Here is a 23,063-nt window from a genome sequence, read left to right as displayed (position 1 = left end):
CACTCATGCAGAAACACGAGCAGCAAAACGATCAACACGCCGTTCAACAAGCCGTTCAACAAGTCGATTTCAAGCTCTCCCGCAATGCCTTCGGCCGCCTGGTGATGACCATGGCGGACGGTGTCGTGCACGAAGGCGTGGTACCCGTGCGCGCGTTCCCCATTGCCGCGCCCGACGACGGCGTGGGCATGATCAGTACCGATGGCCGCGAGCTGGCCTGGCTGCCGCGCCTGGACAGCTTGCCCGCGCCGCTGCGCGAGCTGATCGAGGCCGAACTGGCCAGCCGCGAATTCATGCCCGAGATCCGCCGCATCCGTTCGGTGTCGACGTTCGCCACGCCCAGTACCTGGGAAGTCGAAACCGATCGCGGCATCACCTCGCTGGTGCTGCGCGGCGAAGAAGACATCCGCCGCCTGGCCGGCTCCACGCTGCTGATCTCCGACAGCCACGGCATCCACTACCTGGTACGCAACCTCACCGGCCTGGACAAGGCCAGCCGCAAGATACTCGACCGCTTCCTCTGAGCGCGCCGCCCGCGGCGCCGTGCATGCGGCCGGCAGCTGGCGCTCAATGCTTGCCGGTGAAGATCACGCCGGCCTGGCGGTCTGCGCGCATGGCGAACAGGTAGAGCTGGCCCAGGGTCGGCAGGCTGTGCGTGGTGGTCGGATCGTAGTAGGCGATACCCGTCATGGTCGTATTCGGATAGCGGCACGGCGCCGCGCCGAACTGCAGGTTCACGTTGTAGACCTTGCCCTGGCGCCGTGGCGTCGCGGTGCCGGTGAAGGTGCAGCCCGCGCCGGCGCTGACAGTGATGTTGCCCGTGGCATCGATATGCATGGCGATGCCGTCCGAACGCATGCCGGTGGTGTCGAGTGCCACCGCATTGCCCGCGTAGTCGCCTTGCAGCCCGTCGACGGTGGCGATGTAGTTGTAGTCGGTGCTGTAGTTGGCGGTGAACGATGTCTTGCGGGCGTTGCGGTAGGTCAGCTGCGTCTGCATCAGCGAACTGGGCACGAAGCGGCCGGTGAAATCGGCTGCCGCGAGGTTGTAGCCGGCAGCCTCGAGATTGAAGTCGAGCCCGTTGTTGTTGGTGGTGAGCGTATCGGCGTTGGTGCTGTAGTTGCCGGTGATGACGCCCATCGGTACGTCGGGTACGCCCGGGGACGAGTAGAAGATGTAGAAGGCGTTCTCGTCGAGCACGAGCACATTGACCCGCTGCCCATCCGGGGTAAAGCCGTTGAAGATGCCCGTGCCGATGGCATTGGTATCAGGTGCTGCCGGCACGGCCGGCGTGGTGGGCGTGGTCGGGGTCGTCGTGGCGGCCGGGGGCGTGCGTACCACCGCCAGCCCGCTATCGTTGTCGCCCGATCCGCCACATCCTGCGAGGGTCAGCGCGATCCCTGCAGCCCCGAAGATTCTCTTCATGTTGTCCGTTGCCCGTTCCTGTGTGCCGGGGCAAAGCCGACGCCGCCAGCCGGTCGAAAAAAATATCGACTGTAACAGATGATTACAATTTGCCGGCGAAGGCGGGGGATAGGGGACGGACCGGCAGGGCGCCGCCATTTTCGTGCGGCGTCGGCCAAAAGAAAGGCGCCCGCACTGGATGAGGCAGGCGGGCGCTGGAGGGATGCTCCGGAACGGCCGGTTTAAGGCAGGCCGGAAGGCCGACCCGGCTGGTATGCCGGGATGGCCTGGGGAGATCATGCCCCCTTCGCCAGCAAATGTGAATCAGACGACTCTCATTGTGCTGGGAAATTTTCGGCGCCGCGGGCGGCGGTGCGCGATGGCCTGCGACATGATGCCGGCACGATAGGGTGCCGGACACGGGGTGCCAGATATGGGGCCGGATATGGGCCCCGATATGGCGTCTACCATGGCCCCCGATTATGTCGGCCCCAAAAAATAAAACCCCGGGGATACGATCCTCGGGGTTTTGCATGATCCCGGCAATAACCGGAATCGAATATTGGTGGAGCCGGCGGGAATCGAACCCGCGTCCGCAAGCCCTCCACAGAGAGTTCTACATACTTAGTTCTGTCATTTGATTTAACCGGTGCATCGCGGACGAACACGCTCTACAACGACGAGTCACTAGATTTTCGTCCCCGGGTTCGTGACTCACCTGGGGCTTATCTGACGTAAATGACCTCGCGTAGTCTTGCGACTCTAGCCCGTCAGCGAGCCAGTGCGAGGACGGCCGCAATTAAGCGGCCAGTGCGTAACGTTCGTCGTTAGCAGTTATTGCATTCCCATTGATTAACGAGGTGACGGGTCCTCGGTATGCCCTCCACTGCTTTGTAACCCACGTCGAAACCAGGTCGGCCCCGTGTGAACAGTGTCAAGGAGTGGAATTGTACTCCGTTGTCGACCCGGCGTGTTGTCCCGCACGCGGCGCGTCGTCTCTATCGGCGCCGCGCGGCCGGTGTCAGCAGGGCGATCAGTTCGCTCGGATGGCGCACCAGATAATCGGCGCCCCATTCTTCGGGCGGCTCGCCTTCGCCGCAATAGCCGTAGGCGGCCGTGATGGTGGCCATGCCGGCCGCCTTGCCGGCCTGGATGTCGCGCAGGTCGTCTCCGACATACACGCAGCGCGCCGGCGCGACGCCGCTGACTTCAGCGGCGTGCAGCAGCGGGGCGGGATGAGGCTTGGCGTGCGGCGTGGTGTCGCCGCTGACCACGGCCGAGGCGCGCGGCGCCAGGCCAATCGCGGCCACCAGCGGGGCGGTGAAGCGGGTGATCTTGTTGGTGACGATACCCCAGCGGATGCCGGCCGCCTCGAGCGCGTCCAGCACCTCGCCCATGCCTTCGAAGAGATGGGTATGCACGGCGATATCCGCCTCGTAGTAGTCGAGGAAGGTATCGCGCAAGGCGGGAAACTCGGGGTCGGCGGGGCTCTTGCCGAAGGCCGCGCCGATCAGGCCCCGTGCGCCGTGCGATGCCACCGGGCGGAGCTTTTCATAAGCCACGGGCGGGCGACCGTGCTCGGTGACCAGCCGGTTGGCCGCCGCGGCGAGATCGGGGGCGGTGTCGGCAAGGGTGCCGTCGAGATCGAAGAAGACTGCGTCGAATGTCTGCATGTTCAGGCGGGCCGGCGGAATGCCATCAGGTAGTTCACGTCGGTGTCGCGGCCCAGCGAATAGACCTGGGTCAGCGGGTTGTAGCTCATGCCGCGCATCTCGATCAGCTCCAGGCCCGCATTGCGGGCGTAGCGCGCCAGTTCCGACGGCGTGATGAACTTGTCGTAGTCGTGCGTGCCGCGCGGCAGCATCTTGAGCACGTATTCGGCGCCGACCACGGCCAGCAGGTAGGCCTTGAGGTTGCGGTTGATGGTGGAGAAGAACACCGTGCCGCCGGGCCGCACCAGCGTGGCGCAGGCGCGCACGATGGACTGCGGGTCGGGCACATGTTCGAGCATCTCCATGCAGGTCACCACGTCGACGCTGGCGGGCATGCGCGCGGCAAGCGCTTCGGCGGCGATCTCCTCGTAAGTCACGGATACGCCGGACTCCAGGCTGTGCAGGTCGGCAACCCGCAGCGCCTTGGTGGACAGGTCGATGCCGCGCACGGTGGCGCCGCTGCGCGCCATGCTCTCGGCCAGGATGCCGCCGCCACAGCCGATGTCCAGCACCTGCTTGCCGTTCAGCCCGGCAATGCCGTCAATCCAGTCCAGGCGCAGGGGATTGAGTTCGTGCAGCGGCTTGAACTCGCTTTCCGGGTCCCACCAGCGGTGGGCCAGTTCGCTGAACTTGTCGATTTCCCGGGCGTCGGCATTCTTGCCGAGCAGGGTGGTTTCAACGGTCGGGTGGTGCGGCGGGGAGATCTGCGTCATGGGGTTTGGCGCGCGGCCGGTGCGGCAGCGAGAAAGCGGAGGGTATGCTGCACTGTATCAAAAAAAAAGCCCAGCTTGCGCTGGGCTTTTCTTCATCGGAAAGAATCCGATTAACGTGCGCTGCGGGTGCCGACCACTTCGACTTCCACGCGGCGGTTCGGCTGCTGGCAGGCGATTTGCGCCTTGCGGTTGCCCTTGCACGACTTCGGGTCAACCTTCAGCTGACGCTTGCCCTTGCCTTCCGTGTAGACACGGTTGGCTTCCACGCCCTTGCTCACCAGATAGGCCTTGACGGCTTCAGCACGGCGGATCGACAGGCGATCGTTGTACTTGTCCGAACCGAACGAGTCGGTGTGGCCAACGGCGATGATGACTTCCAGGGTGATGCCGGACAGCTTGGAGCCCAGGTCGTCCAGCTTTGCCTTGCCTTCGGGCTTCAGCACGGCCTTGTCGAAATCGAACAGGGTGTCAGCAGCGAACGTGACCTTCTCGCTGGAAACAACCGGAGGAGCAACCGGAGCCGGCGGCGGAGCTACCGGAGCGACCGCCGGAGCCAGGGCGCCGTCGCACAGGGCGTTGGCCGTGGCCGGGGTCCACGAACTGTCGCGCCAGCAGAGCTCGTTCGTGCCGTTCTTCCACACGTACTCGCTCGTACCGTTGCCCCAGTTATCGTTCACAGCCTTCTTTTCGTAGGGGACGGACTGGGCTTGAGCGGATGCAGCCATTACTGCGGTAGCTGCAACGAGCGCGAGCTTGGCAAATTTTTTCATATTTCTCCTCTCAGGATGAGATCACCGCAGGGTTACTGCGAGCAAATGGACGGAAACAAGTCATACATTCTTCGGAGTATAACATTCTCGATGCGGTGTATGCTCCACTTCGAACAATGTCTGGCTCTTCGCTGGGGAATTGTGCCACAAGGGTCGTTTCCTAAGAAGTAAATATATTCGATTCCATCAATGGGTTTTAGGCCTGTGGTGTTTGTGCAACATGGCCCTTGCGATGCCCGCAAACCCTTGCCTGGCCGGGCTTGCAGGTTTTTGGTCCCGCTTCCGGGCGGCGCTTCCGGGCCCCGCCGGAGGCCCGGAACCGGGGGTTGCCGCAGCCGCGGGGGAGGGGTGCCGGGCATGTTAGAATGCCACGTTGCCCAGCTGTCAGACGCCGTCCCGGCGAATGGCGATTCACATGGGCGCCTTCTGTTTAAATTCGCCGCATAACCCACGCCGCAATGGATCAATTCGCCAAAGAAACCCTTCCGGTCTCCCTAGAAGAGGAAATGCGCCGCTCCTATCTCGATTACGCGATGAGCGTGATTGTCGGGCGCGCGCTTCCCGATGTGCGGGATGGCCTGAAACCGGTACACCGGCGTGTGCTCTATGCGATGCATGAGCTTAACAACGACTGGAACCGGCCGTACAAGAAATCGGCGCGTATCGTGGGGGACGTGATTGGTAAGTATCACCCCCACGGCGACACCGCTGTGTACGATACGATCGTCCGCATGGCGCAGAATTTTTCGCTGCGATACATGCTGGTCGATGGCCAGGGTAATTTCGGCTCGGTGGACGGTGATAACGCCGCCGCGATGCGTTATACCGAAATCCGCCTTTCCAAGATTGCCCACGAGATGCTGCTGGACATCGACARGGAAACTGTCGATTTCGGGCCGAATTACGACGGCTCCGAAAATGAGCCGCTGATTCTGCCGGCGCGCATCCCCAATCTGCTGATTAATGGCTCGTCGGGTATCGCGGTGGGTATGGCCACCAATATTCCCCCGCACAATCTCAATGAGGTCGTCGACGGCTGTCTGCACCTGCTGCGTAATCCGCAGGCCACGGTGGACGAGCTGATCGAGCTGATCCCGGCGCCGGACTTCCCGACCGCCGGCATCATCTACGGCATCCAGGGCGTGCGCGAGGGCTACCGCACCGGCCGCGGCCGCGTGGTGATGCGCGCCAAGACGCACTTCGAGGATATCGACCGCGGCCAGCGCCAGGCGATCATCGTCGACGAGCTCCCCTACCAGGTCAACAAGCGCACGCTGCTCGAGCGCATCGCCGAGCTGGTGACCGACAAGAAGGTCGAGGGCATCTCGGATATCCGCGACGAATCCGACAAGTCCGGCATGCGCGTGGTGATCGAGCTCAAGCGCAACGAAGTGCCGGAGGTGGTGCTCAACAATCTCTACAAGCACACCCAGCTGCAGGACACCTTCGGCATGAACATGGTGGCGCTGGTCGACGGCCAGCCGCGCCTGCTGAACCTGCGCCAGATGCTGGAGTGCTTCCTGTCGCACCGGCGCGAAGTGGTGACCCGCCGCACCGTGTTCGAGCTGCGCAAGGCGCGCGAGCGCGGCCACGTGCTGGAAGGCCTGGCGGTTGCGCTGGCCAATATCGACGAGTTCATCGCCATCATCAAGGCTGCGCCCACCCCGCCCATCGCCAAGCAAGGGCTGATGAACAAGGCGTGGGATTCGAGCCTGGTGCGCGAGATGCTGGCGCGCGCCGAAGGCGATACGCCGGGCGGCCGTGCCTCTTATCGTCCGGATGGCCTGCCCGCCATCTTCGGCATGCAGGCCGACGGCCTGTACCGCCTGTCCGATTCGCAGGCCCAGGAAATCCTGCAGATGCGCCTGCAGCGCCTGACCGGCCTGGAGCAGGACAAGATCGTGCAGGAGTACCGCGACGTGATGGCGGTGATCTCCGACCTGCTCGACATCCTGTCGCGCCCCGAGCGGATCAGCACCATCATCGTCGAAGAGCTCACCGCCATCCGCACCGAGTTCGGCGACCTGCGCCGCTCGCACATCGAGCTCAACGCGACCGAGCTCGATACCGAGGACCTGATCACGCCGCAGGACATGGTGGTGACGCTGTCCCACAGCGGCTATATGAAGAGCCAGCCGATTTCCGAGTACCGCGCGCAGAAGCGTGGCGGGCGCGGCAAGCTGGCTACCACCACCAAGGAAGACGACTGGATCGACACGCTGTTCGTGGCGAACACGCACGACTACATCCTGTGCTTCTCGAACCGCGGCCGGCTCTACTGGCTCAAGGTGTACGAGGTGCCGCAGGGTTCGCGCAATGCGCGCGGCCGGCCGATCGTCAACATGTTCCCGCTGTCCGAAGGCGAGAAGATCAACGTCATCCTGCCGGTGCGCCAGTTCGACGCCGAGCACTTCATCTTCATGGGCACTGCCCGCGGCACCGTGAAGAAGACCGCGCTGACCGAGTTCTCCAACCCGCGCAAGGCCGGCATCATTGCTGTCGACCTGGACGAGGGCGACTACCTCATCGGCGCGGCCGTGACCGACGGCCAGCATGACGTGATGCTGTTCTCCGACGCTGGCAAGGCCGTGCGCTTCGACGAGAACGATGTGCGTCCGATGGGTCGCCAGGCACGCGGCGTGCGCGGCATGAACCTGGAAGACAGCCAGAGCGTGATTGCCATGCTGGTGGCGCCGGCCGAAACCAGCGACCAGGCCGGCACCGTCGGCAGCGTGCTGACCGCCACCGAGAACGGCTACGGCAAGCGTACGCCGATTGCCGAATACACTCGACACGGCCGCGGCACCAAAGGCATGATTGCGATCCAGACCAGCGAGCGCAATGGCCGTGTGGTGGCTGCCGCACTGGTGTCGCCGGACGACGAGATCATGCTGATCACGACCGGCGGCGTGCTGATCCGCACACGCGTGTCCGAGATCCGTGAAATGGGTCGCGCGACGCAAGGCGTCACGCTGATCAATGTGGACGAAGGCACCAAGCTGTCGGGTCTGCAGCGGATTGTCGAGAGCGATGCCGACAACGGCGTCGCGGGTGACGATCTCGACGCGGCCGAGGCGAGTGGTGCTGACGGCGCGGCGCCGGGCGAGCAGGCCGGTGCGCCGGACGGCACCCAGGCAGGCACGCCTGACACGGGATCGAATTCGTAAGTTGTTGCAACATTGAACCGCTGGCCGGAACTCGTTTGCCGGCCGTCGGACTAAAACGGACATATTTACCAGGGAGTCACAATGCTCAAGACCTATCGACGTATCGCTGTTCTGGCTGCCTTCGTGCCGGCCATGATGCTGGCCAACGCGGCGCAAGCCCAGGACGCCGACAAGACCGCTGCCATCAAGGAGCTCCTGACCGTCATGCAGGCCGACCAGGCCGTCAAGGGTCAGGCTGACAACTGGCAGCAGGGCGCCAAGCAGGAAGCGCCCATGGTCCTGGAGCAGGTACTTGTCGACAACAAGACCCTCAACGACAAGCAGAAGCAGGCTGCGGTCGACAAGCTGAAGAAGAACGGCGCGGTGCAGCGCATGGTGGATGGCGCCGGCCAGGCGTTCTCGACCGACGGCTTCAAGAGCGACGCCATGAAGGCGCACTACGACGCCTTCGGCAAGTACTACAGCGCGCAGGAAATCCGTGACCTGACCACCTTCCTGAAATCGGCTACCGGACAGAAGTTCATGGCCAACCAGGGCAAGGCCACCCAGGAAATCTGGGGCTCGATGATGCAGAAGTACGGCCCGCAGGTCGGCAAGTCGATGCGCGACGCCGCCGAGAAGGAAATCGCCGCTGCTGCGAAGTAAGCCCGGGCAACCGGCCGCGGGAGCGGGGCGCTGTCCTCGTCTGCCCATTGCGGCGCGGGTTTGAGGGATAATGGCTGCTTGGTTAACACCGGCAGCCATTTTTCATTCCATGAACGAACCCCAGAATCCCGCACTTGCCGCCATGATGCAGCGCGCCGTGGCCGAGCGTGTCTATAACTTCTCGCCCGGTCCGGCAGCGCTGCCGACCGAAGTGCTGATGCAGGCGGCCGAAGAAATGCTGTCATGGCACGGCACCGGGGTTTCGGTGATGGAAATGAGCCATCGCAGCCGCGAGTTCGAAGGCATCCAGGCCGAGGCCCTGGCCAACCTGCGCGAACTGCTGCATGTGCCGAAGAACTTCCGCATCCTGTTCCTGCAGGGCGGTGCCATCGGCGAGAACGGCATCGTGCCGTTGAACCTGATGCGCCGCGTGGACGCCGAGCGTCCGAAGGCGGATTTCGTCGTGACCGGCAGCTGGTCGGTGAAGTCCGAGAAGGAAGCGCGCCGCTATGGCGAGGTCAATATCGCCGCCAGCAGTGCCGCGCAGAAGTTCGCGCGCATTCCCGACGTGTCCCAGTGGAAGCTGTCCGACGACGCGGCCTACGTGCATCTCTGCACCAACGAGACCATCGACGGCGTCGAGTTCCAGGACGTGCCCGATATCGGCCAGAGCCGCGATGGCGGACCGGTGCTGGTGGCCGATGTCTCCAGCCATATCCTCTCGCGCCCGGTGGACTGGTCGCGCGTCCAGGTTGCCTACGGCGGCGCGCAGAAGAACATCGGCCCGGCCGGGGTGACCATCGTGATCGTGCGTGAAGACCTGCTGGGCCACGCGCATCCGCTGTGCCCCTCCGCCTTCAACTGGCGCGTGGTGGCCGAGCATGACTCGATGTACAACACGCCGCCGACCTAYKCSATCTATATCGCCGGSCTGGTCTTCAAGTGGCTCAAGGCCCAGGGCGGSGTRGGCGCSATCGAGCAGCGCAATATCGCCAAGTCGSRCGCGCTGTACCAGTTCCTGGACCAGAGCGCGTTCTATCGCAACGAGATCGATCCGGGCAGCCGCTCGCGCATGAACGTGCCGTTCTTCCTGGCCGACGAGTCGCGCAACGATGCGTTTCTGGCCGGTGCGCGCGCCAACGGGCTGGTCCAGCTCAAGGGCCACAAGTCGGTCGGAGGCATGCGTGCCAGCCTGTACAACGCCATGCCGCTCGAAGGTGTGCTGGCGCTGATCGAGTACATGCGCGAGTTCGAGCGCAGCGCGGCTTGATTTTCATGCGGTGACCTTGCCCGGCGGCAGTGGCGCGGCGCCGCCACACTGCCGGGCACCATCGCGCAGGGCTGCGCGCAGACCGCGCAAGCCGGCCATTTTCAGAGCCATTTCGCAATGAGGTGGCGAAGCGGATCCATACAATGACAAATCAAGACAAGCACATCGCGCAGGAGGCGGCGCCGCAGGACAATGCCGCTGCCGACAAGGCGCTCGGCGTCGAGCTGGCGCCGCTGCGCGAGCAGATCGACACGCTCGACCGCGAACTGCTCGCGATGCTGAACCGCCGTGCGCAACTGGCTCTCGACGTGGGCGAGGTCAAGAAAAAGTACGGCGCGCCGGTGTTCCGTCCCGAGCGCGAATTGCAGGTGATTCGCAAGGTGCAGGGCGCCAACCCCGGCCCGCTGCTCGACGAAAGCGTGGCATCGATCTGGCGCGAGGTGATGTCTGCCTGCCGCGGACTCGAGAAGCCGCTCGAGGTGGCCTTCCTGGGGCCGGCCGGCACGTTCTCCGAGCAGGCGCTGTACTCGCATTTCGGCCATGAGGTGAGCGGCGTGCCGTGCCCGAGCATCGACGAGGTGTTCCGCGCGGTGGAAGCCGGCACCGTGGAGTATGGCGTGGTGCCGGTGGAGAACTCCACCGAGGGCGCGGTGTCGCGCACGCTGGACCTGTTCCTGCAGACCTCGCTGAAGATCAGCGGCGAGATTGCGCTCAAGGTCCATCACAACCTGATGGCGTCGTCGCCGGACATGAAGGGCGTGACCGTGGTGCGGGCCCATGCGCAGGCGCTGGCGCAATGCCAGCACTGGCTCACGGCGAACTACCCGCACCTGGAGCGCCAGGCGGTGTCGAGCAACGCGGAAGCCGCGCGCATGGCAAGCGAGGACCCGACGGTGGCGGCGATTGCCGGCGAATCGGCGGCCAACCGCTACCACCTGCACCTGGTGCGCACGCATATCCAGGACGACCCGCACAACCGCACGCGCTTCGCGGTGATCGGGCGCTACGAGACCGAGCCCTCGGGCAGCGACCAGACCTCGATGATCCTGTCGGTGCCGAACAAGGCCGGCGCGGTGTACCAGTTGCTCGCGCCGCTGGCCGACAACGGTGTGTCGATGTGCCGCTTCGAGTCGCGTCCGGCGCGCAGCGGCGCGTGGGAATACTACTTCTACGTGGACGTGGAAGGTCACCAGCATGACGCCGCGGTGATGCGGGCGCTGGAGGAACTGCGCCGCAATGCGGCTTACTTCAAGGTGCTGGGCTCGTACCCGTCCAGCAGGTAGGGCATCACGTCAGAGCAACAAGAAAGCGAACAGCGAGGAGTCGATATGGCAGAGCAGGGCAAGCAATTCGGTCCGGATTACGTGCGTGCGATTTCCCCGTACGTGGCGGGCAAGCCCATTTCCGAGGTGGCGCGCGAGTTTGGCCTGGACGAGGCCGCCATCGTCAAGCTGGCGTCGAACGAGAACCCGCTTGGCATGCCCGATTCGGCGCGCGCCGCCATCGCTGCCGCGGTGGGCGAGCTGGGCCGCTACCCCGACGCCAACGGGTTCGAGCTGAAGGCCGCATTGTCGGCCCGCTTCGACGTAGACACGGAATGGCTCACGCTGGGCAACGGCAGCAACGACATCCTGGAAATCGCCGCGCACGCGCTGGTCAAGCCGGGCGAGTCGATCGTCTATGCCGAGCACTCCTTCGCCGTGTACGCGCTCGCCACACAGGAAGTCGGCGCGCGCGCCATCGAGGTCAAGGCGCGCGACTTCGGCCACGACCTGGACGCGATGGCTGCCGCCATCGCGCCGGATACGCGCCTGGTCTTCATCGCCAACCCCAACAACCCGACCGGCACCTTCCTGCCGGCCGCCGCCCTCGAAGCGTTCCTGGCCAAGGTGCCTGCCGACGTGGTCGTGGTGCTGGACGAGGCCTACAACGAGTACCTGGACGATGCGCAGCAGTACGACTCGGTCGCGTGGGTGCGCCGGTATCCGAACCTGCTGGTGTCGCGCACGTTCTCCAAGGCCTACGGCCTGGCCGGCCTGCGTGTCGGCTACGCGGTGGCCCAGCCGGCGCTGACCGACCTGCTCAACCGCGTCCGCCAGCCGTTCAACGTGAACAGCCTCGCACAGGTGGCGGCGATCGCGGCGCTGGGCGATGCGGCCTTCCTCAAGCGCAGCGCCGAGCTGAACCGCGCCGGCAAGGCGCAACTGGTGGCCGCGTTCGACCGGCTCGGCCTGCAATACGTGCCGTCCTCGGGCAACTTCGTGCTGGTGCGCGTGGGCGAGGACGACGGTGCCGGCGCGCGCGTCAACCTGGCGCTGCTCAGGCAGGGCGTGATCGTGCGCCCGGTGGGCAACTACAACCTGCCGAAGTGGCTGCGCGTGACCATCGGCCTGCCCGAAGAGAACGCCGCCTTCATCGCGGCGCTGGAAAAAGCGCTCAGGTAAAGGCACCCGGGCCGGCGCCGTCCCCGCGTCGCGGCCCGCCACCCGCGCATTTGGCGGCGCCGATGCCGGGCGGAGCGGATACAATGCCGGATTCCCGAACTTTCGTGCCTGGCAGCGTATTCCCGTGACCGATCCTGCGTCCGCCCCCTATTTTTCTCGTGTCGTCATTGTCGGCGTCGGCCTGATCGGCGGCTCGCTCGCGCTTGCGCTCAAGCGGGCCGGCGCGGTCGGCACGGTGGTCGGCGTGGGCCGCTCGCAGGCTGCGCTCGAGCGCGCCCTCAAGCTTGGCGTGATCGACGAGGCGGCGACGCTGGAAGAAGCCGCCAAAGGCGCCAGCGTGATCGTGCTGTGCGCGCCGGTGGCGCAGACCTTTGCGCTGCTGCACGCACTCGAGCCGCACCTGGAGCCCGCCACCATCGTGACCGACGCGGGCAGCACCAAGTCCGATGTGATCGTGGCCGCCAAGACCGCGCTGGGCGACAAGGCAGCGCAATTCGTGCCGGCGCATCCGATCGCCGGCCGCGAGCTGCACGGAGTCGAGGCCGCGCTGGCCGATCTCTACGACGGCAAGCGGGTCGTGTTGTGCCCGCTGCAGGAAAACTCCCGCCTCGATGTGGCCGCCGTGCGCGCCATGTGGGAGACCGCGGGCGCGCTCTGCCATGTGATGTCTGCGGTGCAGCACGACGCCGTGTTCGCCTCGGTCAGCCATCTGCCGCATTTGCTGTCGTACGCGCTGGTCGCCCAGGTGGCCAATGCCGAAGACGCGGCGCTCAAGCTCGATTTCGCCGGTGGCGGTTTCCGTGACTTCACGCGCATTGCGGCGTCCTCCCCGGAAATGTGGCGAGACATCTGCGTGGGCAACCGCGAGGCGATGCTCAGCGAGCTGACTACCTACCAGGCCATGCTCGCGCACCTGAAGACCCTGATCGAGAAAAGCGACGGCGCGGGCCTTGAACGCGTCTTCCAGCGTGCCAGCCAGGCCCGCCTTCAGTGGGGCGCGCAGCGTGCGCCTGCAGTCAACGTCGAACCCTGACCGCCACGTCCTTCGCGTCCTTCGCGTCATTCGCGTCATTCACACCACGGCGGCCCGCCATCGGCACGGCCGTCGCCCAACCCGCTTGCAGACCATGGAACACCTCACGCTCGGTCCCCTCACTCGCGCCTCTGGCACGGTTCGCCTGCCGGGCTCCAAGAGCATCTCCAACCGCGTGCTGCTGCTGGCGGCGCTCGCCGAGGGCGAGACCCGCGTATGCGACCTGCTCGATTCCGACGACACCCGCGTGATGCTGCAGGCGCTGCGCACGCTCGGCGTGGAATGGCGCCAGGAAGACGGCGTGTGCGTGGTGCGCGGCGTGGGCGGCAAATTCCCCGGCAAGGCGGCGGACCTGTTCATGGGCAATGCGGGCACCGCCATCCGCCCGCTGACCGCGGCGCTGGCCCTGCAGGGCGGCAGCTACAAGCTGTCCGGCGTGCCACGCATGCACGAGCGGCCGATCGGCGATCTCGTCGACGGCCTGCGCCAGATCGGCGCCAAGGTCGACTACCTGGGGACCGAGGGCTATCCGCCGCTGCAGATCTCGCCCGCCCAGATCCGCATCGATGCGCCCATCCGCGTGCGCGGCGATGTCTCCAGCCAGTTCCTGACGGCCCTGCTGATGACGTTGCCGCTGGCCGACGCGGCCGCCGGCACCATCGAGATCGAGATCGTGGGCGAGTTGATCTCCAAGCCCTATGTCGAGATCACGCTCAGCCTGCTGGCGCGCTTCGGCATCGACGTCAGGCGCGAAGGCTGGTCGCGCTTTATCGTTCCGGCGCGTGCCGCCTATCGCTCGCCGGGCGAGATCTTCGTCGAGGGCGATGCGTCGTCGGCGTCGTATTTCCTGGCCGCCGGTGCCATCGGCGGCGGCCCCTTGCGCGTGGAAGGCGTGGGCATGTCGAGCATCCAGGGGGATGTGAAGTTTGCCGAGGCGCTCAATCGCATGGGCGCCAATGTCATGGCCGGCGCCAACTGGATCGAGGTGCGCGGCACCGAGCGTGACGATGGCCGCCTGCGCGGCATCGAACTCGACTGCAATCACATTCCCGACGCCGCCATGACGCTGGCGGTGGCTGCGCTGTTTGCCGACGGCCCGACCACGCTGACCAATATCGCCAGCTGGCGGGTCAAGGAAACCGACCGCATCAGCGCCATGGCCATCGAGTTGCGCAAGCTCGGCGCGGAGGTGGAGGAGGGCGCGGACTACCTGAAAGTGACGCCACCGACCCAGTGGCTGACGCCGGCGGCCGGTATCGACACTTATGACGACCACCGCGTGGCGATGTGCTTTTCGCTGGCCGCGTTCGGGCCGCTGCCGGTACGCATCAACGAGCCGGGTTGCGTGGCCAAGACCTTCCCGGACTACTTCGACGTGTTCGCCACGGTGGCGCGCTGATCACCCGGCGCGGGCCGGGAGGCCCGCATACGCGCATGCGCGCCTGCCCCAGTAGCGGCCGGGCGCGGAATGCGCCACAGTATGGAATTGCGGTGTGAACGATGCCGCCTGCGCGCGGACGAAGGACAAGGAGGACTTGTCGTGGCGAATTCCCGTTCTGATTTAAGTATTCAATTTTTTGTTCTGTTTCAATAAGCAATGACTATTGTCGACGTCATCACAATCGACGGGCCCACTGCCTCTGGCAAGGGCACCGTAGCGCACAAGGTGGCCGATGCGCTCAGCTTCCACTTGCTGGACAGCGGGGCCTTGTATCGCCTTGTGGCGCTCGCCAGCGAGCGTGCAGGCATCGATATACAGGACATCGAGGCGCTTGCAAGGCTGGCTGCCCACCTCGATGTCAAGTTCGGCCCGGACCGGGTCTGGCTCAGTGGCGAGGAGGTCAGCCTGGCCCTGCGCGCCGAGGCGACCGGCAACCGCGCCTCGGCCATCGCCGTGCATCAGCCGGTGCGCGATGCGCTTACGGCGCTGCAGCGGGGCTTTCGCAAGCTGCCCGGGCTTGTCGCCGACGGGCGCGACATGGGCACCGTGATTTTCCCGGACGCCCGCCTGAAGGTATTCCTGACCGCAAGTGTCGAGGCGCGCGCTCGCCGGCGCTATAAACAATTGATTGATAAGGGAATTTCTGCTAATATCGAAGACCTTTTGCGTGACCTCGAGTCGCGCGACCTGCGGGATCGCACCCGCACGGCCGCGCCGCTGCGTCCCGCAACGGATGCAAAACTGCTCGATACCTCCGACATGACGGTGGATCAGGCGGTGGCGCAAGTGCTGCAGTGGTTTGCGGTGCAGGGTTCCTGACCCGCGCCCTGACCACTTCGCACTGAAGTGCCGGCAGCGCCCGCCCGAGCGGACCTGCCGGTGTTGTCCAACCTGACCCCGCTGCCCTGGCAGACTGTGCGCGATCCTCGCGCCGGCCCGAGTACTGCGGATTGATACTCAAGTTTATGTCCGACCTGCAAACTAACGAATCCTTTGCCGCACTGTTCGAGGAATCCGTCGCCCGCTCCAATATGAAGGCTGGCGAAGTGATTTCCGCTGAAGTCGTGCGCATCGACCACAACTTCGTGGTCGTCAACGCCGGCCTCAAATCGGAAGCCTTTGTGCCGGTGGAGGAGTTCCTGAACGACCAGGGCGAACTCGAAGTGCAGGCCGGCGACTACGTCTCCGTGGCCATCGACGCGCTCGAGAACGGCTATGGCGACACCATCCTCTCCCGCGACAAGGCCAAGCGCCTGGCATCGTGGCTGAACCTCGAGAAGGCGCTGGAAGACGGCGAGATCATCTCGGGCACGGTCACGGGCAAGGTCAAGGGCGGCCTGACCGTCATGGTCAACGGCATCCGCGCGTTCCTGCCGGGCTCGCTGGTCGACGTGCGTCCGATCAAGGACACCACGCCGTACGAAGGCAAGACCCTGGAATTCAAGGTCATCAAGCTGGATCGCAAGCGCAACAACGTGGTGCTGTCGCGCCGCGCTGTCGTGGAAGCGACCCTGGGCGAAGAGCGCCAGAAGCTGATGGAAACCCTGAAGGAAGGCGCCATCGTCAACGGTATCGTCAAGAACATCACGGACTACGGCGCGTTCGTGGACCTGGGTGGCATCGACGGCCTGCTGCACATCACCGACCTGGCATGGCGTCGTGTGCGTCACCCCAGCGAAGTGCTGTCGGTTGGCCAGGAAATCACCGCCAAGATCCTCAAGTTCGACCAAGAGAAGAACCGCGTCTCGCTGGGCGTGAAGCAGCTGGGCGAAGATCCGTGGGTCGGCATCTCGCGTCGTTACCCGCAAAGCACCCGCCTGTTCGGCAAGGTGACCAACCTGACCGACTACGGCGCGTTCGTCGAGATCGAAGCCGGCATCGAAGGCCTGGTGCACGTGTCGGAAATGGACTGGACCAACAAGAACGTTGCTCCGTCCAAGGTTGTCCAGCTGGGCGACGAAGTCGAAGTCATGGTTCTGGATATCGACGAAGACAAGCGTCGTATCAGCCTGGGCATGAAGCAGTGCAAGGCCAATCCGTGGGACGATTTCAGCCGTAACCACAAGAAGGGCGACAAGCTGGGCGGCCAGATCAAGTCGATCACCGACTTCGGCGTGTTCATCGGCCTGCCCGGTGGCATCGACGGCCTGGTGCACCTGTCCGACCTGTCCTGGCAAGAAACCGGCGAAGAAGCCGTGCGCAAGTACAAGAAGGGCGACGAAGTGGAAGCCGTGGTTCTGGGCATCGACGTCGACAAGGAACGCATCTCGCTGGGTATCAAGCAGCTGTCGGGCGATCCGTTCAACAACTTCATCTCGGCCAACGACAAGGGTTCCCTGGTCAACGGCACGATCAAGACGGTTGATGCCAAGGGCGCCGTGGTGCAGTTGGCTGATGACGTCGAAGGCTACCTGCGCGCATCCGAGATCTCGGCTGACCGCGTGGAAGACGCCCGCAACGTGCTGAAGGAAGGCGAGCAGATCACCGCTCTGGTTGTGAACGTCGACCGCAAGTCGCGCAACATCAACCTGTCGATCAAGGCCAAGGACAACGTCGAGCAGCAAGAAGCGATGCAAAAGTTCGCGGCTGACACCGGCACGGCTGGCACGACCAACCTGGGCGCGCTGCTGAAGGCCAAGCTCGGCCAGGACAACCAGTAAGCATTGGTTCACTCCTGCCAGCGGATGCCCATGACCAAGTCCGAGCTTGTCGAAAAACTGGCTGCCCGGTTCCCGCAGTTGTTGCTGCGGGATGCGGACATCTCGGTGAAGACGATCCTCGATGCGATGTCCGAAGCGTTGGCCGACGGCCACCGAATCGAGATTCGCGGATTCGGCAGTTTTGGTCTGAACCGGCGTCCGCCGCGCGTGGGGCGCAACCCCAAGTCCGGCGAACGTGTGCTGGTGCCCGAGAAACGGGTGCCGCACTTCAAGGCGGGCAAGGAGTTGCGCGAGCGGGTCGACCGCAGCCCGGTGCCACAGGCCGGTAACGGTGGTGCCGGTGCCATTGCCAACGGGAGTCACGTCGGCAACGGCAATGGCATCGCCAACGGCAACGGCCACGGCGCCGCGCCTGGGGCGGCACATGCGGCAACGCATGTCCAGTCCAAGCCGGCGACGGTTGCCGGCGGTGCGCTGCACGAGGATGCCGGGCTGAAGCTGGCCCGGTCCTGATTTGCTGCGATTCGCTCGCAACATGCCTGGATAGTCGAGAAAGCGCCCCTTATCGGGGCGCTTTTTCATTGTGTGGGCATACAAGACGTTACCGTTGGCACGAGGCGATTCCGCTACAATGCCGGAAATCCACCGGGGACTGCCCTGATAGCCGCATTGCCTGGGCCCGAGTTCCTACCTGTCGCATGAAGTCCGCATGATGTCCGCATGAAGCCCGCATGAAACTTGTCGCCTGGATCATCCGCATCGTCCTGTTCGCGCTGCTGTTCGTGCTGGCGCTGCGCAACACCGCCGACGCCTCGCTGCGGCTGTTTTTCGACGCAGTCTGGCGCGCGCCGCTGATCCTGATCCTGCTTGCCGCATTCGGCCTCGGTATCGTCGCCGCGCTCGCCGCCATTGCGCCCGCGCTGATGCGCCAGCGCATGGAAGTGGGCCGGCTGCGGCGTGCGCTCGGCGAGGCGCGCAGCCAGCCGGCCGCAAGCGATCCGCAGGCGGCCGCATCCGGCGTTCCCTACAACGTAGTCGGCCCGAAAGTCTGAGCCATGATTTTTGAAACCTGGTGGCTGCTTGCGCTGCCGCTGATCTTTGGCCTCGGCTGGATGGCCGCGCGCTTCGATGCGCGCCAGCTCCTGAGCGAGCAGGGCGCGCTTCCCCGTTCCTATTTCAAAGGGCTGAATTTCCTGCTCAACGAGCAGCCCGACCAGGCCATCGATGCCTTTATCGAAGTGGTGCGCCTGGACCCCGAGACCACCGAGCTTCACTTCGCCCTCGGTGCGCTGTTCCGCCGGCGCGGCGAAACCGAGCGCGCCATTCGCGTGCACCAGAACCTGGCCAGCCGCCAGGACCTGCCCGATGCAGAGCGCGAGCACGCCCTCTACGAACTCGGGCAGGACTATCTGCGCGCCGGGTTGCTGGACCGTGCCGAAGAGTCGCTGCGGCGGCTGATGTCGGGCCCCTACGCGGCGCCGGCCAAGCATGTGCTGCTCGAACTCTACGAAGTCGAGAAGGAATGGAAGAAGGCCATCGAGGCCGCGCGCGAACTCCAGCCGCTCGAGCAGAAGGACTACAAGGTGCAGATCGCGCAGTTCTGTTGCGAACTGGCGCAGGACGCGCTGCAGCGCAAGCAGCCAGAGGATGCGACCGGCTGGTTGCGGCAGGCCATCGAGGAAAACCCCGCCAATGTGCGCGCGCCGATGCTGCTCGGCGACGTGGCGATGGCGGCAGGCGATGTCACCGGCGCGCTGGGCCACTGGCTGGGCATCGAGAAGCAGGATGCGTCCTACCTGCCGTTGGTGGCGGATCGCGTGATCAAGGCCTATCGCCAGCTCGGTGATGAAGGCCGGGCCCTGGAGTGGCTGCGCGGCCTGCTCAAGACCAACCTGGCCCCGGAATTGCTCGACAGCGCCTATCGGACGGAGCTCGAGCTGCATGGTGCGGAAGCGGCCGCGACGCTGATGCGCGAGCAACTGCGCCGGCAGCCTTCGCTGCTGGCCCTGACCAAGTATTTCGAGGCCCAGGCCGCCGAGGTCGCGCAGGCGCAGGGTGCGCCCGCCGAAGTGGCCGCGGCCGGATCCGGCGCCGCCGCCGCGGTGGCGCAGCCCGACGCAGGCCAGGATCTCGCCCATGCGCAGGAGGTATCGGCGATCCGCGACCTGCTGCAGCATCGTACGCGCAACCTGGCGCGCTATACCTGCCGCGAGTGTGGCTTCCGCGCGCGATTGTTCTATTGGCAGTGCCCCGGCTGCAATCGCTGGGAAACCTATGCACCGCGCCGTTCCGAGGCGCTGGGCTGACGCCGTCGTAGCGCGCGCCAATCCCTATCTGGAGTACGAGTTATGAAAGTCACCGTTATCGGCAGCGGCTACGTCGGTCTAGTGACCGGCGCCTGCCTGGCAGAACTGGGCAACGATGTGTTCTGCCTGGATGTGGATGAGCGCAAGATCGCTCTGCTCAATGCCGGCGGCGTGCCGATCTACGAGCCGGGCCTGAAGGAGCTGATCCAGCGCAACCGCGAAGCCGGGCGACTGACCTTCTCCACCGACGTGGCGGCCAGCGTGGAGCACGCCGATGTGCAGTTCATCGCGGTCGGCACGCCGCCGGACGAGGACGGCTCGGCAGACCTGCAGTACGTGCTGGCGGCGGCGCGCAATATCGGCCGCCATATGACGGGCTTCAAGGTGGTGGTGGACAAGTCGACGGTGCCGGTCGGCACCGGGGATCGTGTCACGCAGGCCATCCGCGCCGAACTGGCTACGCGTGCGCTCGAAGATCTGCAGTTTTCGGTGGTGTCGAATCCCGAGTTCCTCAAGGAAGGCGCCGCGGTGGAAGACTTCATGCGGCCTGACCGCATCGTGCTGGGTTGCGACGGCGACGTCGCGGGCCGCCATGCCAAGGCCATCATGCGCCAGCTGTATGCCCCGTTCAACCGCAACCACGAACGTACCTTCTACATGGACGTGCGCTCGGCGGAGTTCACCAAGTACGCCGCCAATTCGATGCTGGCCACGCGCATCTCGTTCATGAACGAGCTGGCCAACCTGGCCGACGAGGTCGGCGCCGATATCGAGCTGGTGCGCATGGGCATCGGTTCCGATCCGCGCATCGGCTATAGTTTCCTCTATGCCGGCGCCGGTTACGGCGGCTCATGCTTCCCCAAGGACGTGCAGGCACTGATGCGTACCGCGAGCGCGCACGGCAAGCCCATGCGCGTGCTGGAGGCAGTGGAAGCGGTCAACGAGGCGCAAAAGCAGGTGCTGGCCGACAAGGTCGTGCGCCGCTTCGGCGAGGATCTCGCAGGCCGCACGTTCGCGTTCTGGGGCCTGGCGTTCAAGCCGAACACCGACGATATGCGCGAGGCGCCGTCGCGGGTGCTGGCGCGCGCACTGGTTGCACGCGGTGCGTCGCTGCGCGTGCACGATCCGATCTCGATGGAGGAGGCTCGCCACGCGCTGGAGGCAGACCTCGCCGATATCGAGGGCGGCTTTGCCCGCGTGCATTTCAGCGAAGCGCAGATGGATACGCTGGACGGCGCCGACGCGCTGGTCATCCTCACCGAATGGAAGGTCTTCCGCAGCCCGGATTTCAACCAGATCAAGCGCCGCCTGAAGGCACCCGTCATCTTCGACGGCCGCAATCTGTACGAGCCCGAGGCCATGCAGGAAGCAGGCATCGAATACCATGCGATCGGGCGGCCGACCACGACGCGCTGAACCGAGAAAACCAACGGGAACGACAAGCCGACGCCCTGGCTGACGGACCGGGCCGCGTTGCCAAGGATTCCATGAGCAAGAACCACATTCCGCTGCAACAGATCAATCAATCCCGCATCCTGGTGACGGGCGACATGATGCTGGACCGCTACTGGTTCGGCGACGTGGAACGCATCTCGCCGGAAGCGCCGGTGCCGGTCGTGCAGATCAAGCGCAGCGACGAACGGCTCGGCGGCGCCGCCAACGTGGCGCGCAACGCGGCCGCGCTGGGCGCCACGGTCGGCATGCTCGGCGTGGTGGGCGACGACGAGCCCGGCCGCACGCTGGAGACGCTGCTGGAGGCCAGCCATGTGCAGCCCTACCTGCACCGCGACCGGAGCGTCAACACCACCATCAAGCTGCGCGTGATGGCGCACCAGCAGCAACTGCTGCGCGTGGATTTCGAGAACCCGCCGGCGCACGAAGTCCTGCTCTCCGTGCAGGACCGCTTCCTGGCCCTTGTGAAGGAATACAAGGTGCTGGTGCTGTCCGACTACGGCAAGGGCGGGCTGGCGCACGTGGGCCGCATGGTGGAAGCCGGCCGGGCGGCCGGTTGCCTGGTGCTGGTCGATCCCAAGGGCGACGACTACTCGCGCTATCGCGGCGCCACGCTGATCACGCCCAACCGCGCCGAGATGCGTCATGTGGTGGGTGCCTGGAAGACCGAATCGGACCTCACCATCCGGGCCCAGAACCTGCGCCGCGAATTGCATCTCGATGCGCTGCTGCTGACGCGTTCGGAAGAGGGCATGACGCTCTACACCGAAGCGGAAGTGCTGCATGTTTCGGCCCAGGCGCGCGAGGTCTACGACGTATCGGGCGCCGGCGACACCGTGATCGCCACGCTGGCGACCATGCTCGGGGCCGGCGTGCCGCTCAAGGAAGCCGTGCAGCACGCCAACCGCGCCGGCGCCATCGTGGTGGGCAAGCTCGGCACGGCCGTTGTCACCTATTCTGAATTGTTCGGCTCGCAGGCGCAGGGCGCGGCGCTGCCTTCCGGCTCGAACGAGCCTTCACGCACATGACCATCATCGTTACCGGCGCGGCCGGATTCATCGGCAGCAACCTCGTCAAGGGCCTCAACGAACGCGGCGAGGACAATATCGTCGCCGTCGACAACCTGACGCGCGCAGAGAAATTCCACAACCTCGTCGACTGCGAGATCCTCGACTACGTGGACAAGACCGAATTCCTCGCGCGCTTCGCCCGTGGCGAGTTCGGCAAGGTGCGCGCGGTCTTCCACGAGGGCGCCTGCTCGGACACCATGGAGCACGACGGCCGCTACATGATGGAGAACAACTACCGCTATACGCGGGCGCTGATGGAAGCCTGCCTGGAGCAGGGCACGCAGTTCCTCTACGCTTCGTCGGCGGCGACCTACGGCGCTTCGCAGGTGTTCAAGGAAGACCGCGAGCACGAGCAGCCGCTCAACGTCTACGGCTACTCCAAGTTCCTGTTCGACCAGGTGGTGCGGCGCACGCTGCCGTCGGCTTTGTCGCAGATCGTGGGCTTCCGCTACTTCAATGTCTACGGCCCGCGCGAAGCGCACAAGGGACGCATGGCTTCGGTGGCGTTCCACAATTTCAACCAGTTCCGCGCCGACGGCACCGTGAAGCTGTTCGGCGAATATGGCGGCTACGGCCCGGGTGGCCATACGCGCGACTTCGTGTCGGTGGAAGACGTGGTGAAGGTCAACCTGTTCTTCCTCGAGCACCCGGACAAGTCGGGGATCTTCAACCTCGGCACCGGCAACGCGCAGCCCTTCAACGACATCGCCACCACCGTGGTCAACACGCTGCGCGAAGCCGAGGACAAGCCCCGGCTGAGCCTGGACGAGCTGGTGCAGGAAGGACTGGTCGAGTACGTCAAGTTCCCCGATGCGCTGCGCGGCAAATACCAGTGCTACACGCAGTCGGACATGTCGCGACTGCGCGCGGCAGGCTACAAGGACGCGTTCTACACGGTCGAGGAAGGCGTGTCGCGCTACTGCCGCTGGCTGCTGCAGCGCAAAGCCTGAGGCGGGAGAGATCAGGCCATCGACGC

The 23,063-nt window shown here is 65.1% G+C and carries 20 protein-coding genes and 1 other RNA gene; 16 read left to right on the top strand and 5 right to left on the bottom strand.

The genetic code is table 11. The features are described from left to right. Positions 1–5 precede the first annotated feature (5 nt). Positions 6–524 carry a cyanophycin metabolism-associated DUF1854 family protein gene (locus AC1DK4_RS14940; protein ID WP_441612535.1) on the top strand — a complete coding sequence of 173 codons (519 nt, stop codon included), beginning with the start codon at positions 6–8 and terminating at the stop codon, positions 522–524. Between the two features lie 43 nt (positions 525–567). Here the strand turns inward: AC1DK4_RS14940 and AC1DK4_RS14935 are convergent, their stop codons facing one another. The 5 genes from AC1DK4_RS14935 to ompA form a co-directional block, all read right to left on the bottom strand. Further along, positions 568–1,425 carry a hypothetical protein gene (locus AC1DK4_RS14935; protein WP_441612534.1) on the bottom strand — a complete coding sequence of 286 codons (858 nt, stop codon included), beginning with the start codon at positions 1,423–1,425 and terminating at the stop codon, positions 568–570. A 542-nt stretch (positions 1,426–1,967) separates the two neighbouring features. Continuing rightward, positions 1,968–2,326, bottom strand: a transfer-messenger RNA (tmRNA) gene (gene ssrA / locus AC1DK4_RS14930). A 76-nt stretch (positions 2,327–2,402) separates the two neighbouring features. After that, the gene (gene gph, locus AC1DK4_RS14925; protein ID WP_441612533.1) at positions 2,403–3,077 is read right to left on the bottom strand and encodes a phosphoglycolate phosphatase; all 675 of its coding nucleotides are present in this window, start codon (positions 3,075–3,077) and stop codon (positions 2,403–2,405) included. Positions 3,078–3,079: 2 nt separating this feature from the next. Continuing rightward, positions 3,080–3,829: a bifunctional 2-polyprenyl-6-hydroxyphenol methylase/3-demethylubiquinol 3-O-methyltransferase UbiG gene (ubiG, locus tag AC1DK4_RS14920; RefSeq protein WP_441612532.1), complete on the bottom strand. Its 750-nt coding sequence runs from the start codon at positions 3,827–3,829 to the stop codon at positions 3,080–3,082. A gap of 110 nt (positions 3,830–3,939) precedes the next feature. Next, positions 3,940–4,599 (bottom strand): outer membrane protein OmpA, encoded by a 660-nt coding sequence (ompA, locus tag AC1DK4_RS14915; RefSeq protein ID WP_441612531.1) that lies wholly within the window; start codon positions 4,597–4,599, stop codon positions 3,940–3,942. Positions 4,600–5,057: 458 nt separating this feature from the next. Here ompA and gyrA point away from each other — a divergent pair, with 458 nt between their 5' ends. The 15 genes from gyrA to rfaD all read left to right on the top strand — a co-directional run bounded on the left by gyrA (position 5,058) and on the right by rfaD (position 23,037). Next, entirely contained in the window at positions 5,058–7,766 is a 2,709-nt protein-coding gene (gene gyrA / locus AC1DK4_RS14910) for a DNA gyrase subunit A (protein ID WP_477131612.1), read from the top strand. Between the two features lie 81 nt (positions 7,767–7,847). Next, on the top strand, positions 7,848–8,411 hold the full coding sequence (locus AC1DK4_RS14905) for a DUF2059 domain-containing protein (protein ID WP_441612529.1): 564 nt from the start codon (positions 7,848–7,850) through the stop codon (positions 8,409–8,411). A gap of 109 nt (positions 8,412–8,520) precedes the next feature. Then, the gene (serC, locus tag AC1DK4_RS14900) at positions 8,521–9,681 is read left to right on the top strand and encodes a 3-phosphoserine/phosphohydroxythreonine transaminase (RefSeq protein ID WP_477131611.1); all 1,161 of its coding nucleotides are present in this window, start codon (positions 8,521–8,523) and stop codon (positions 9,679–9,681) included. Positions 9,682–9,824: 143 nt separating this feature from the next. Next, positions 9,825–10,964 carry a prephenate dehydratase gene (gene pheA, locus AC1DK4_RS14895; protein WP_441612527.1) on the top strand — a complete coding sequence of 380 codons (1,140 nt, stop codon included), beginning with the start codon at positions 9,825–9,827 and terminating at the stop codon, positions 10,962–10,964. 45 nt (positions 10,965–11,009) lie between these two features. Next, positions 11,010–12,125 carry a histidinol-phosphate transaminase gene (hisC, locus tag AC1DK4_RS14890; RefSeq protein ID WP_441612526.1) on the top strand — a complete coding sequence of 372 codons (1,116 nt, stop codon included), beginning with the start codon at positions 11,010–11,012 and terminating at the stop codon, positions 12,123–12,125. Positions 12,126–12,249: 124 nt separating this feature from the next. Then, entirely contained in the window at positions 12,250–13,158 is a 909-nt protein-coding gene (locus AC1DK4_RS14885) for a prephenate dehydrogenase (protein WP_441612524.1), read from the top strand. A 94-nt stretch (positions 13,159–13,252) separates the two neighbouring features. Beyond that, complete coding sequence (gene aroA, locus AC1DK4_RS14880; RefSeq protein WP_441612523.1) at positions 13,253–14,557, top strand: 3-phosphoshikimate 1-carboxyvinyltransferase; 1,305 nt, start codon at positions 13,253–13,255, stop codon at positions 14,555–14,557. Positions 14,558–14,755: 198 nt separating this feature from the next. Further along, positions 14,756–15,418 carry a (d)CMP kinase gene (cmk, locus tag AC1DK4_RS14875; RefSeq protein WP_441612522.1) on the top strand — a complete coding sequence of 221 codons (663 nt, stop codon included), beginning with the start codon at positions 14,756–14,758 and terminating at the stop codon, positions 15,416–15,418. 146 nt (positions 15,419–15,564) lie between these two features. Continuing rightward, entirely contained in the window at positions 15,565–17,259 is a 1,695-nt protein-coding gene (gene rpsA, locus AC1DK4_RS14870; RefSeq protein ID WP_006158411.1) for a 30S ribosomal protein S1, read from the top strand. 30 nt (positions 17,260–17,289) lie between these two features. Beyond that, complete coding sequence (locus AC1DK4_RS14865) at positions 17,290–17,772, top strand: integration host factor subunit beta (RefSeq protein WP_441612521.1); 483 nt, start codon at positions 17,290–17,292, stop codon at positions 17,770–17,772. 218 nt (positions 17,773–17,990) lie between these two features. Then, the gene (locus tag AC1DK4_RS14860; protein ID WP_441612520.1) at positions 17,991–18,311 is read left to right on the top strand and encodes a lipopolysaccharide assembly protein LapA domain-containing protein; all 321 of its coding nucleotides are present in this window, start codon (positions 17,991–17,993) and stop codon (positions 18,309–18,311) included. Between the two features lie 3 nt (positions 18,312–18,314). Further along, a complete protein-coding gene (lapB, locus tag AC1DK4_RS14855; protein ID WP_441612519.1) occupies positions 18,315–19,565 on the top strand; it encodes a lipopolysaccharide assembly protein LapB in 1,251 nt (416 codons plus the stop codon). 42 nt (positions 19,566–19,607) lie between these two features. Then, complete coding sequence (locus AC1DK4_RS14850) at positions 19,608–20,981, top strand: UDP-glucose dehydrogenase family protein (protein ID WP_441612518.1); 1,374 nt, start codon at positions 19,608–19,610, stop codon at positions 20,979–20,981. 71 nt (positions 20,982–21,052) lie between these two features. Further along, positions 21,053–22,045: a D-glycero-beta-D-manno-heptose-7-phosphate kinase gene (gene rfaE1 / locus AC1DK4_RS14845; RefSeq protein ID WP_441612517.1), complete on the top strand. Its 993-nt coding sequence runs from the start codon at positions 21,053–21,055 to the stop codon at positions 22,043–22,045. After that, positions 22,042–23,037: an ADP-glyceromanno-heptose 6-epimerase gene (gene rfaD / locus AC1DK4_RS14840; protein ID WP_441612516.1), complete on the top strand. Its 996-nt coding sequence runs from the start codon at positions 22,042–22,044 to the stop codon at positions 23,035–23,037. The genes rfaE1 and rfaD overlap by 4 nt, the downstream gene beginning before the upstream one ends. The last annotated feature ends 26 nt before the right edge of the window (positions 23,038–23,063 follow it).

Source organism: Cupriavidus sp. 05N38 (assembly GCF_056397345.1).
Note: the sequence above shows the minus strand (reverse complement) of the source record. Positions and strands in the feature narration are given on the sequence as shown.

Excerpts from the sequence above, each read along its gene's own strand:
- AC1DK4_RS14940 (WP_441612535.1), top strand. The coding sequence starts at position 6 with ATGCAGAAACACGAGCAGCAAAACGATCAACACGCCGTTCAACAAGCC.
- AC1DK4_RS14935 (WP_441612534.1), bottom strand. The coding sequence starts at position 1,425 with ATGAAGAGAATCTTCGGGGCTGCAGGGATCGCGCTGACCCTCGCAGGA.
- gph (WP_441612533.1), bottom strand. The coding sequence starts at position 3,077 with ATGCAGACATTCGACGCAGTCTTCTTCGATCTCGACGGCACCCTTGCC.
- ubiG (WP_441612532.1), bottom strand. The coding sequence starts at position 3,829 with ATGACGCAGATCTCCCCGCCGCACCACCCGACCGTTGAAACCACCCTG.
- ompA (WP_441612531.1), bottom strand. The coding sequence starts at position 4,599 with ATGAAAAAATTTGCCAAGCTCGCGCTCGTTGCAGCTACCGCAGTAATG.
- AC1DK4_RS14905 (WP_441612529.1), top strand. The coding sequence starts at position 7,848 with ATGCTCAAGACCTATCGACGTATCGCTGTTCTGGCTGCCTTCGTGCCG.
- pheA (WP_441612527.1), top strand. The coding sequence starts at position 9,825 with ATGACAAATCAAGACAAGCACATCGCGCAGGAGGCGGCGCCGCAGGAC.
- hisC (WP_441612526.1), top strand. The coding sequence starts at position 11,010 with ATGGCAGAGCAGGGCAAGCAATTCGGTCCGGATTACGTGCGTGCGATT.
- aroA (WP_441612523.1), top strand. The coding sequence starts at position 13,253 with ATGGAACACCTCACGCTCGGTCCCCTCACTCGCGCCTCTGGCACGGTT.
- cmk (WP_441612522.1), top strand. The coding sequence starts at position 14,756 with ATGACTATTGTCGACGTCATCACAATCGACGGGCCCACTGCCTCTGGC.
- rpsA (WP_006158411.1), top strand. The coding sequence starts at position 15,565 with ATGTCCGACCTGCAAACTAACGAATCCTTTGCCGCACTGTTCGAGGAA.
- AC1DK4_RS14865 (WP_441612521.1), top strand. The coding sequence starts at position 17,290 with ATGACCAAGTCCGAGCTTGTCGAAAAACTGGCTGCCCGGTTCCCGCAG.
- AC1DK4_RS14860 (WP_441612520.1), top strand. The coding sequence starts at position 17,991 with ATGAAACTTGTCGCCTGGATCATCCGCATCGTCCTGTTCGCGCTGCTG.
- lapB (WP_441612519.1), top strand. The coding sequence starts at position 18,315 with ATGATTTTTGAAACCTGGTGGCTGCTTGCGCTGCCGCTGATCTTTGGC.
- AC1DK4_RS14850 (WP_441612518.1), top strand. The coding sequence starts at position 19,608 with ATGAAAGTCACCGTTATCGGCAGCGGCTACGTCGGTCTAGTGACCGGC.
- rfaE1 (WP_441612517.1), top strand. The coding sequence starts at position 21,053 with ATGAGCAAGAACCACATTCCGCTGCAACAGATCAATCAATCCCGCATC.
- rfaD (WP_441612516.1), top strand. The coding sequence starts at position 22,042 with ATGACCATCATCGTTACCGGCGCGGCCGGATTCATCGGCAGCAACCTC.